Consider the following 8,874-nt stretch of genomic DNA (forward strand, 5'->3'; position numbering starts at 1 on the left):
TCAACTTGTTGATTACGCTTTGAAGTTAGTTAATCTGAGGCAGGTCTATATCAAATATCAATCCATTAAAACAAAAGAAGACGGCTTTGTGAATTTCCACATTGGCATGGAACAAGTTTTGCATGTAACCTTATAAATCTTAAACAAACTAATATCATCATGGATCAAGGTACAGGCTCTGAGCCAAAATTTAAAACCAAAACGTCTGCAGGTGCGGAACCTGCTCTCATGGAATTATTTGTAGACAGTCTGCGGGATATTTACTGGGCGGAAAATCACCTCGTGAAAGCACTTCCCAAAATGATCAGATCTGCTACCTCGGAAAAATTGGCGAGCACCATTGAAAACCATTTGGCAGAAACCATTGAGCACGTTAGTCGTCTGGAACGCGCATTCAGCCTTTTGGGATTAGAAGCAATTGCCAAAAAATGCGACGCAATGGAAGGTCTCTCGAAAGAAGCGGAAGGCATTGTTGAAAGCACCGACGAAGGTACCGCAACAAGAGATGTCGGCATTATTCTGGCTTCACAAAAAGTAGAGCATTACGAAATTGCTACCTACGGCGGACTTGTCCAGCTGGCGTCTACGCTTAATCTGGCAGACGTTGCAGAGATTCTGGCACAAACGCTGAGCGAAGAAAAAACGGCTGATCAGCTTTTGACCGAAGTTGCGGAAAACGATATCAACTACAAGGCTTCCGAAGAAGCCTGATTTAACCCTCATACTACAATATGGCTACTGAAAAGGACTCAGATAAGACTCAACAGCAGGAAAATGATAAGACAACCCAGCTCTCAGGAAATACCTCGGACAGTACAAACGAGCTGATGAAAACCAATACGGGCTTACCCATTAACGACGATCAGAATTCGCTGAAAGCAGGGGAACGTGGCCCGTCACTTCTCGAAGATTTCATTCTCCGGGAAAAAATAACGCATTTTGACCATGAGCGCATTCCCGAACGCGTTGTGCATGCCCGCGGCTCAGGGGCACATGGTGTTTTTAAAGTATATGAGTCAATGGCTTCGGTCACGAAGGCACATTTCCTAAGTGATCCTTCGCTTGAAACGCCGGTTTTCGTACGGTTTTCAACGGTTGCGGGTTCTCGCGGATCGACGGACCTGGCACGGGATGTGAGAGGTTTTGCCGTAAAATTTTATACGCAGGAAGGCAACTTTGATTTGGTGGGAAATAATATACCCGTCTTCTTTATTCAGGATGCGATCAAGTTTCCGGACCTGGTACATGCCGTTAAACCGGAGCCGGACAGTGAAATGCCCCAGGCAGCTTCTGCACACGATACGTTCTGGGATTTCATTTCGCTTATGCCCGAATCGGCGCATATGATCATGTGGGTAATGAGCGACCGCGCCATACCACGGAGCTACCGCATGATGGAAGGTTTCGGCGTACATACATTCCGGTTTGTAAATGCCGAAGGTGTTGCGAGTTTTGTAAAATTCCATTGGAAACCCTTACTGGGTGTGCATTCCGTGGCATGGGACGAAGCTCAGAAGATTTCCGGAAAAGATCCGGATTACCACCGACGCGATCTTTGGGATGCCATCGAAAGCGGGAATTTCCCTGAATGGGAACTTGGAGTACAGATCATACCGGAGGAAGACGAGTTCAAATATGACTTCGACCTGCTGGATTCGACGAAACTTGTCCCCGAGGAACTCGTTCCGGTCCAACGCATCGGCAAGTTGACCCTGAACCGAAACCCGGACAATTTCTTTGCTGAGACAGAACAAATCGCCTACCATTTGGGACACATTGTTCCCGGAATCGATTTCACGAACGATCCGTTGCTGCAGGGAAGGTTGTTTTCTTATACGGATACCCAGCTTTTGCGTTTGGGAGGCCCGAATTTTCAGGAAATCCCGATCAACAGGCCCATTGTTCCGGTTCATAATAACCAGCGGGATGGTTTCATGCGGCAAACCATCAATCGTGGAAAGGTAAGTTACAGCCCAAATTCGCTCGGTGACAACTACCCGGCGCAGGCAAAAGCTTCCGAGGGCGGCTATACCACCTATCCCGAACGGATAGATGCCCGCAAAATCCGGGCGAGGAGCAAGAGCTTTTTTGACCATTTCAGTCAGGCAAAAATGTTTTTCAACAGCCAGGCTGATTTTGAGAAAAACCACATTATCGACGCACTAAGCTTCGAGCTTGGCAAAGTGAAAACGGTTGCGATCCGTGAACGCATGCTGGGAATATTGTCCATGATCGACAAGGGTTTAGCTAGTGAAGTGGCATTTGCGCTGCGGATACATGTTCCACAAGACCCGGAATTGCCGGTTAACCATAGCATTCCAGCCGATGGCGATCCCGCTGATTATGATTCGTTTACATTTGAAACGGCCATTACGAGCTCAGAAGCTCTCAGCATGGCTAATACCGTGAAAGACAGTATCAAAACCCGGAAGATTGCATTCCTGGCGGCCGACGGCGTGGACGAAAAATCACTGACAACCGTGAAAGATGCATTGGAAGCGGCAGGTGCTGTTGTGGAGGTGATAGCGCCGAGACTTAACTACATCATTGCTTCAAATGATGCACAGATCCCGGTACAGCATAGCTTTCTTACAGCGGCGTCTGTTTTCTACGATGCCGTTTACGTTCCTGGAGGTACCAACAGCGCCGCCACCATTGAGGCGGAGGCTGATGCAGTCCATTTTCTGAACGAGGCATTTAAGCATTGCAAAGCTGTAGCGGCCGACGCAAATGCGTTGCAGGTAATTGAAGCCACCTATTTTAGCAGAATGCTCCCGTCCGAATTTTCAGACAAAGCCATTTTGCAGGAAGGTCTGATCATCGGGGACGATCCCGCGCTGGTTGCTGATAAATTTATATTGGCAATTGCCCAGCACCGGTTTTGGGACCGCGAGAAACCCCGGAAAATCCCGGCTTAACCTGATTTCAAAAGCGCTGCAAGATCTTTCTTGCGGCGCTTTTTCCTTAAACGGTCGTTGCCGCAATCCAATCCTTCACCACGCCGATCAGGTCCGATTCCCGATTTTCCACATCTTGCATTGTTTTAAATGTCGCAATGGCCCGGTCATTTTCGCGCCACGCCAGCATTCCGGATTGATCCGAAATCAGTCTGTCACCGGGTTGCTCCTTCACTTTGGCGCCGCGATGGAATATTAGTTGAATAACCTTCGGCGGCAGGATTTTCATGGTGATCCGGTCTTCTTCGCCGAACGAGTAATTGGGCCCGTTCCATTTGATATTTTCAGACAAACCAACTTCTGTACCCAGGATCAGCGCACGCAGTCGTTCTATTTCTGACCTGAACGGGTGATTCAGATCGTCTAAAAATTTAGTAACCTTCTCATTCGCAACATTAACTGGCTCGTTCATAAGACTCATTTCGTATTAATTAAATACTGCCGGATCATCGGAATTCTGTCCGGCGGCCACATCAAAAGTAACTAAGTAGCAGACGATCGCGCAGTGCCGGACCGGCCAAATAAGGTGTGCATTTGTGACAAGTTTGGTTCAATGTACCATCAGCACATTCGGCTTGTCGCAATGCGAAATGCGCTTCGGTCCCGGGATAAATGGAAATTGCCTATCTTGGTGGAAAAGAAAGAATAAAGCCTACCAAGCCGATTATGAAGCCATCCATTGCCGTTTTGCCGTTTATAAACCTGAACAATGATCCCGAAGAAGAATATTTTAGTGACGGGGTCACCGAAGAGATCATTAATGTATTAAGCCGTGTGCCTGGTTTGCAAGTTGCGGGACGGACTTCCTCCTTCACTTTCAAAGGAAAGACGGAAGACCTGAGATGGATCAGCGAGCAGCTCCATGTGCACCACATTCTTCAGGGAAGTATTCAGAGTGTGGGTAACCAGCTGCTTATCCATGCGCGGCTGGTGCATGCTGCCGACGGCGATGAGATATGGTCGGAGAAGTATGACCGGGAAATGGACGATATTTTTGACATTCAGGATGAAATAGCGCTGGCAATTTTGAGTGCCGTGAAAGTACAGTTACTCGGAGAAGAACCTGCCATTACCTTTAAGAGATATACCAATAATAAAGAAGCCTACCAGCTGTATCTGCGCGGACGGTTTTACCACAATAAATTTGCCGGAAAGGACGAGCACCAGAAAGCGATCAGCTATTTCGAATCTGCACTTGCGCTGGAACCTACCTACGCGATTGCCTACGCCGGGATTGCTTCGTGTTATCTGAATATGTGGTTTTACAGGCATATGCCTGCTAAAAACGCATTGCCGCTTCTGAAAAAGGCAACGGAGCAGGCACTTGCCCTGGATAATGGTATTGCCGAAAGCTACCTGGCCCTGGCCCGGATGCAGATGCTTTATGAATGGGACTTCACCAGTGCCTCCGCTACTTTTAAAAAAGCATTGGAACTCAACTGGAATACAGCCGATTTACACGGCCAGTACGCCCTTTATTCCGCACTCACCGGCAATTATGCGGAAGCAGTATCACAAATTTCGCTGGCCTTGTCGCTCGAACCATTTTCTCTGATCAATCATTTTTACGCAGGGTACGTATATTGGATATCGGAAAATTTCGAGAATGCAGTGGCGCAGGGAAGGAAACTGGTAGAACTCGATCCGTCATTCTGGGGCGGGCATATGATCACCGGCCTCAACTTAATCACTTTAAAAAACTATGCGGAAGCCCAGGAAGCGTTGGAAATGGCACTGGAAATCAACTACAATGGCATTACCCTCAGTGCCTGCGGCGTGTTGTTCGGATTGTCCGGCGAACCGGAAAGCGCCCACGACATACTCACTCAAATGGTGTCTCTGAGTAAAACCCAGGTAGTTGCTAATTATGATATGGGCATTGTTCACGCATCTGTCGGCGAGGCAGATACCGCTCTGGGTTATTTCAAAACAGCAATCGACCTGCACGAGCCGCCTATGCTGTTTTTCAAATTTATTATCAGGGACTGGCTCTCCGGTGACCGGCATGATGCCCGTTACGAAGCTCTGGTCTACGAAGTGACGGGGTGAAATTCCAGGTTATTGCCAATGTTTATTGATGATCTGATTCTATACTGCGCCCCTCAACATGTTTAAAATAAAATCAGTCCCTCAGCCACTTACAATCCTGATGGTTGCCATTGTGCTGGCTGCGCTCGCAACCTGGCTGTTGCCGGCGGGCCGGTATAGCAAGCTGTCGATGGTGGGTAACAAATCGTTTTCGATGACCACTGCGACGGGCGACACACTTTTGCCTTTAACCCAGGAAACACTGGACCGGCTTGGCCTGCGGATTTCCATTAGCAAGTTTGTAAATGGAGAAGTGCTCAAACCGGTGTCTGTCCCCAACACCTACCGCGCGGAAGCAAGTAACCCACAGGGATTTATCAAAGTCATTGAGGCCCCCATCAAAGGAATTTACGACAGCATAGACATCATCATGTTTATCCTCGTCATGGGTGGTTTTGTTTTTGTCTTCAACGAAACCAAAGCCATTGAAAAAGGTGTCGCTTCCTTATCACACGCAATGCGGGACAAAGGACCTTACCTGATTGCGGTACTCACGATATTATTCGCTTTTTGCAAAGCCAGTTACGGGATGGATGAAGAAGCACTGATGTTCTATCCCATTCTTGTGCCCGTTTTTCTGGCTGCCGGGTACGACTTGCTGGTTCCGTTTGCGGTTATTTTCGGCGGTAACACGGTTGGTGGTATCGCCGCTTTTTCCAATCCGTTCTCGACCATTATCGCCTCCAATGCAGCCGGCATCAACTGGAAAGACGGCATTTACGAACGTCTGATCCTGTTCGCACTGACGACCGCTATTTTTACCTGGTACCTGTTGCGCTATGCGGCGAAAGTCAAAAAAGATCCTTCCTCCTCATTGGTTTACAGACTGGACGGAATCGTAAAAGCACCTTACGACGTCCGAATCAATACAGAAGAGGTCCCTGAAAAACTGGGTATGAAAACCATAATACTCTTGCTGATCTTCCTCAGCGCATTTTTAGCGATGATCGGCGGAACGATGTTTTTGCAGTGGTGGACGCTGGAACTGTCGGCACTCCTTTTTGGAGCGTCACTTCTGGTTGGCTTTTTAGCAAAGGTCAATGAACGCGTTTTTATCAGCTCATTTGTGAAGGGGGCCGAAAGCCTGCTTTCTGTTGCATTCATAGTCGGCGTTGCCCGGGGAGTTACCATCGTTTTGAATGACGGACACGTCAGCGACTCCATATTGTATTATACCAGCAACCTGGTTTCGCACGTTCCGCCGGCCGTTTTCATTCTGTTCCTTTTTGTATTTTTCATTTTCTTTTCGCTTTTTATCACGTCTACTTCCGGTATGGCGGTACTTACGATGCCCATTATGGGTACTTTGGCCATCCTGATCAACATTCCGGGAAGTGAGATCGTGAATGCTTATTTATATGGTATGAACCTCATGTTCTTCGTTTCGCCCACCGCCATGCTGCTGCCGTCACTGGCGCTGGTGAACGTGAGCGTAAAGGTCTGGCTACGATTTATCATGCCATTACTGGTTGTATTGTTTTTGATTTGTGCCGTGTATTTAGTAGCTAGTACGTATGTGTGACTTTGACGATTGACCGTCACCTCCAAACCCCTAACCCATGAAAAAAGTACTCCTACTCATTCTCGCGGCAGTATCTCCGTTGTTACTCCATGCGCAATCGCAGCCTACGGAAAGCGAGAGAGCGGTCCAGCAGACGGTTGTGAACATGTTTGGCGGATTGTCGGAACCGGATTCTTTGACTTTGAAAAAATACTGTTCAGCTGACGTTACATTCTATGAGAACGGGCAGGTCTGGAATCTGGATTCGATGATCAGAAAAGCCGTCGTTCCCAACATCGGCATCGATTTCAAGCGCACGAACAAATTCGATTTTATCAAAACAACAATCCGTGAAAACACAGCCTGGGTAACCTACAACCTGTATTCTGACATTAAAAAGGGCGAGCGAAACACCCGGGTGCACTGGATGGAAACTGTCATTGTGGTGCGTGAAAAAAAGCAATGGAAAATTAAAATACTGCATTCAACCCTCATTAAAAGGAATTGACCTGAATTTCCTGATTGCCACACGCATTCATCATTGGAAATGAATTAAAAAATGAATCTTATGAAAAAAACAAGATCAATCTCATTGCTCCATTTGCTGTTTTTTCTTTTGGTAAACAGTGCTGCGAATGCCCAGCTAACATCCAAACAAATCGACAGCCTGGCGCAGAGATCTCTGGAGAAATTCAAGGTAGCGGGTTTAGCCGTCGCGGTGGTCAAAGACGGCAAGATCATTCATGGCAAAGGCTATGGCGTGAAATCCATGACGACCAAAAAGCCGGTCGACAGCCACACGAATTTTCAGATCGCTTCCAACAGCAAAGCATTTACCGCAGCCGCATTAGCCATTTTGATCGATGAAGGGAAGATTTCGTGGAAAGATAAGGTGAAGAAGCACATTCCCGAATTCAAGATGTACAATGAGTACGTCACCGAAAATTTCATGATCGAAGATCTGCTCTGCCACCGCAGCGGACTTGGCCTGGGCGTCGGAGACCTGATGTTTTTCCCGGACGGAAGTGATTTTACTTTCAAAGATATAGCAACCAGCTTTCAGTATTTTAAACCTGTTTCCGCATTCCGGACGCAGTTCGACTATGATAACCTCCTCTATTTTGTAGCGGGCGAAATCATTGCCCGGGTAAGCGGAATGACCTGGGAACAGTTCGTCACAGCGCGGATTATAAAGCCATTGCAGATGGACAACTCTTTTACTTCTCTGAATGAAATGAAGGATAAGTCGAATATGGCTACCCCGCATTCCACCGAAAATATGGGTAATGGCCAAATGCGCACCCTCGCCTGGTTTCAGGAAATGGTAAACGGGGCGGCAGGCGCCATTGTCTCCAATGTGGACGACATGTCGAAATGGATGATTACGCAACTGAATAAAGGAAAGTATGGCAGCAATCTGGAAAAGCAGCTTTTTTCGGAGGCGAGGCAGCGCGAAATGTGGACCATTCACACCGTAACGGGCGTCAACCGCGATCCGCGCTATAATTCGCATTTTGGCGGCTATGGGTTAGGCTGGGGTTTGAGTGATCTCAGAGGAAATATGCATGTCGGACATACGGGCGGATTGCCCGGAATGTTGTCGGTTGTGAACCTGGTGCCCGACTTAAAACTGGGTATCGTGATTTTGACCAACACGGAAAGTGGCGGGGCCGGGGCATTCCGGTCTATCGGGCAGACGATTATCGACAGTTACATCAAAGCCGAACCTGTCGACTGGATCGAACGGTATAGCGAGCAGCTGGCAGGTCAGCGAAGTAACGGGGATTCCGTCACTACCAATGTCTGGAAGGTGGTGGCTGCCGCTAAAAATACGCCGGTTAAAGCCGGGGATTTTGTCGGGATATACGAAGACAACTGGTTTGGCAAAGTGGAGGTTTTCCTGAAAAACAATCATTTGTGGTTTAAATGCCTGCGATCGCCCAAATTAAACGGCCCCATGCATTTTTACAAAGCCAATACCTTCGCCATCAAATGGGAATACCAGGATATGAATTGCGACGCATTCGCCATGTTCAGCCTGGACGAGGAAGGAAAAGCTCAGTCCATTAAAATGAAAGGCATTTCTCCTAATATCGATTTCAGCTTTGATTTCCATGATCTGGATTTGAAGCGGGTTGGGAAGTGATTTGTCGTTTTTAGCCACGGATACACGAATCTTCACGAATGCGTTCGTGTAAATTCGTGCCTCCGTGGCTAAAATATAATTCCTACAAACTCGCGGGTACCGAAGCAAACGCAATTTCCAGCGCTTCTTTGATTTCATCAAGCCGCAGCGGTTTGGAAATGTAGTGGTCCATTCCCGAGCGA

The 8,874-nt window shown here is 47.7% G+C and carries 7 protein-coding genes; 6 read left to right on the forward strand and 1 reads right to left on the reverse strand.

Features of this window, described 5'->3' with window-relative positions:
• Window positions 1-159: 159 nt before the first annotated feature.
• Window positions 160-711 carry a ferritin-like domain-containing protein gene (locus LZG72_RS26360; protein ID WP_233878140.1) on the forward strand — a complete coding sequence of 184 codons (552 nt, stop codon included), beginning with the start codon at window positions 160-162 and terminating at the stop codon, window positions 709-711.
• Window positions 712-731: 20 nt separating this feature from the next.
• The gene (locus LZG72_RS26365; RefSeq protein WP_233878141.1) at window positions 732-2,918 is read left to right on the forward strand and encodes a catalase; all 2,187 of its coding nucleotides are present in this window, start codon (window positions 732-734) and stop codon (window positions 2,916-2,918) included.
• A gap of 46 nt (window positions 2,919-2,964) precedes the next feature.
• On the opposite strand, the gene LZG72_RS26370 is transcribed toward LZG72_RS26365, so the two are convergent.
• Complete coding sequence (locus LZG72_RS26370; RefSeq protein WP_233878142.1) at window positions 2,965-3,369, reverse strand: DUF1801 domain-containing protein; 405 nt, start codon at window positions 3,367-3,369, stop codon at window positions 2,965-2,967.
• 200 nt (window positions 3,370-3,569) lie between these two features.
• Between LZG72_RS26370 and LZG72_RS26375 the strand changes: the two genes are divergently transcribed.
• Genes LZG72_RS26375 through LZG72_RS26390 form a run of 4 tightly spaced genes read left to right on the forward strand, consistent with a single transcriptional unit; the run spans window position 3,570 to window position 8,692 of the window.
• Window positions 3,570-5,006 (forward strand): AraC family transcriptional regulator, encoded by a 1,437-nt coding sequence (locus LZG72_RS26375; protein ID WP_233878143.1) that lies wholly within the window; start codon window positions 3,570-3,572, stop codon window positions 5,004-5,006.
• A 58-nt stretch (window positions 5,007-5,064) separates the two neighbouring features.
• Window positions 5,065-6,567, forward strand: coding sequence for a YfcC family protein (locus tag LZG72_RS26380; protein ID WP_233878144.1), 1,503 nt, complete (start codon window positions 5,065-5,067; stop codon window positions 6,565-6,567).
• A 37-nt stretch (window positions 6,568-6,604) separates the two neighbouring features.
• A complete protein-coding gene (locus LZG72_RS26385; RefSeq protein WP_233878145.1) occupies window positions 6,605-7,054 on the forward strand; it encodes a nuclear transport factor 2 family protein in 450 nt (149 codons plus the stop codon).
• Between the two features lie 60 nt (window positions 7,055-7,114).
• Window positions 7,115-8,692, forward strand: a complete 1,578-nt coding sequence (locus tag LZG72_RS26390; RefSeq protein ID WP_233878146.1) for a serine hydrolase — start codon at window positions 7,115-7,117, stop codon at window positions 8,690-8,692.
• Window positions 8,693-8,874 lie beyond the last annotated feature (182 nt).

The sequence above is a fragment of the Dyadobacter sp. CY323 genome (assembly GCF_021390245.1).
Taxonomy (GTDB): Bacteria; Bacteroidota; Bacteroidia; order Cytophagales; family Spirosomataceae; genus Dyadobacter.